General features: G+C 66.1%; 2 protein-coding genes. Both read left to right on the top strand.

Going from position 1 to position 2,107, the window contains the following annotated elements; all coding sequences use genetic code 11:
- On the top strand, positions 1 to 474 hold a 474-nt coding region (locus tag ABZ562_RS41085), incomplete at its 5' end, for a phosphopantetheine-binding protein (protein WP_361490568.1).
- Positions 475 to 515: 41 nt separating this feature from the next.
- Positions 516 to 2,107, top strand: a 1,592-nt coding sequence (locus tag ABZ562_RS41090) for a beta-ketoacyl synthase N-terminal-like domain-containing protein (protein WP_361490569.1), incomplete at its 3' end; no start/stop codon positions are given.

Below are 2,107 nucleotides of genomic sequence, written 5' to 3' on the forward strand. Positions count from 1 at the left end.
GAGTTGGTCCGTGCTCAGGCCGCCGCTGTTCTCGGGCACGGCTCCGCGCAGGATGTCCCGGCTGAGCGGGCGTTCAAGGAGCTGGGCTTCGACTCCCTCACCGCCGTCGAGCTACGCAACGGGCTGGCTGCGGCCACGGGTGTCCGGCTGCCGGCCACCATGGCATTCGATCACCCCAACGCCACCGCCATCGCACGCTTCCTGCAATCCGAACTCGTGGGAAGTGACGATCCGCTGACGCTCATGCGGTCGGCGATCGACCAGTTGGAGGCCGGTCTGGCTCTGCTGGAATCGGACGAAGAAGCTCGCTCGGAAATCACCAAGCGATTGCACATTCTCCTGCCCCGCTCCGGAAGCGGGGGCAGTTCGAGAGGCAGGGAAGCAGGCCCAGACGCAGGCGAATATCAGGATGTCGAGGACGCCACCATCGATGAACTCTTCGAGGTGCTCGACAACGAACTCGGCAATTCCTGAAACCTGTCCAACTGCTACCGCGACCTTGACGGGGGAACGTTGTGACGAACGACGAAAAGATCGTCGAGTATCTCAAGCGCGCGACCGTGGACCTGCGCAAGGCCCGGCACCGCATCTGGGAGCTGGAGGACGAGCCCATCGCGATCACGTCGATGGCCTGCCGCTTCCCGGGCGGGATCGAGAGTCCGGAGCAGCTGTGGGAACTCCTGGCCGCCGGAGGCGAGGTACTTACCGAGTTCCCCGACGACCGCGGCTGGGACCTGGACAAAATCTACGATCCTGACCCGGCAAACAGTGGGACGAGCTACGTCCGTCACGGCGGTTTCCTGGATCAGGCGGCGCAGTTCGACACGGACTTCTTCGGGATCTCGCCGCGTGAGGCGTTGGCGATGGACCCGCAGCAGCGGCTGCTGCTGGAGACGTCCTGGGAGCTTCTCGAGCGGGCAGGAGTCGATCCCCATACGCTGAAGGGAAGTCGGGCCGGAGTATTCGTCGGCGCCGCACATATGGGTTATGCGGACAGGGTGGACACCCCGCCGGCGGAGGCCGAGGGCTACCTGCTGACAGGGAACGCCTCGGCCGTTGTCTCCGGGCGTATTTCCTACACGTTCGGTCTTGAGGGGCCTGCGGTGACCGTGGATACGGCGTGTTCGTCATCGCTGGTGGCCCTGCACCTGGCGGTGCAGGCGCTGCGCCGTGGCGAGTGCTCGCTGGCGGTCGTCGGTGGTGTGGCCGTCATGTCGGACCCGAAGGTCTTCGTCGAGTTCAGCCGGCAGCGTGGACTGGCCAGGGACGGCCGGTCGAAGGCCTTTGCGGCGTCAGCGGATGGTTTCGGCTTCGCCGAGGGAGTTTCGCTTCTCTTGCTGGAGCGGTTGTCGGATGCGCGGCGGCTCGGTCATCGGGTGTTGGCGGTGGTGCGGGGGAGTGCGGTCAATCAGGATGGTGCGTCCAATGGGTTGGCGGCTCCGAATGGTCCGTCGCAGCAGCGGGTGATCCGTGCGGCGTTGGCTGACGCCGGTCTGGCTCCTGCCGACGTCGATGTGGTGGAGGCGCATGGGACGGGGACGCGGTTGGGTGATCCGATCGAGGCGCAGGCGTTGCTGGCGACGTATGGGCAGGGACGTACCAGTGGGCGTCCGGTGCTGCTGGGGTCGGTGAAGTCGAACATCGGTCATACGCAGGCTGCGGCCGGTGTGGCGGGTGTGATGAAGATGGTGCTGGCACTGGAGCGGGGTGTGGTCCCGCGGACGTTGCATGTGGATGAGCCGTCACCGCATGTGGACTGGTCGGCCGGTGCGGTGGAACTGCTGACTGAAGAGCGACTGTGGGAGCCGGAGGCTGAGCGTCTTCGCCGGGCAGGCATTTCCGCCTTCGGTGTCAGTGGCACGAATGCGCACGTGATTGTGGAGGAGGCGCCTGCGGAGCCGGAGCCGGAGCCGGATGTGGTTGCCGCTGGCAATCTGCCGGTGCCGTGGGTGATGTCCGGGCGGGATGCGGGGGCGTTGCGTGAGCAGGCGGCCCGGCTGGCTGCGCATGTTTCGGGTGTAAGTGCGGTCGATGTGGGGTGGTCGTTGGCGACCACCAGGTCGGTGTTCGAGCACCGGGCGGTGATGGTCGGCAGCGAACTCACATT

The sequence above is a fragment of the Streptomyces sp. NPDC019937 genome (assembly GCF_040631655.1).
Taxonomy (GTDB): domain Bacteria; phylum Actinomycetota; class Actinomycetes; order Streptomycetales; family Streptomycetaceae; genus Streptomyces.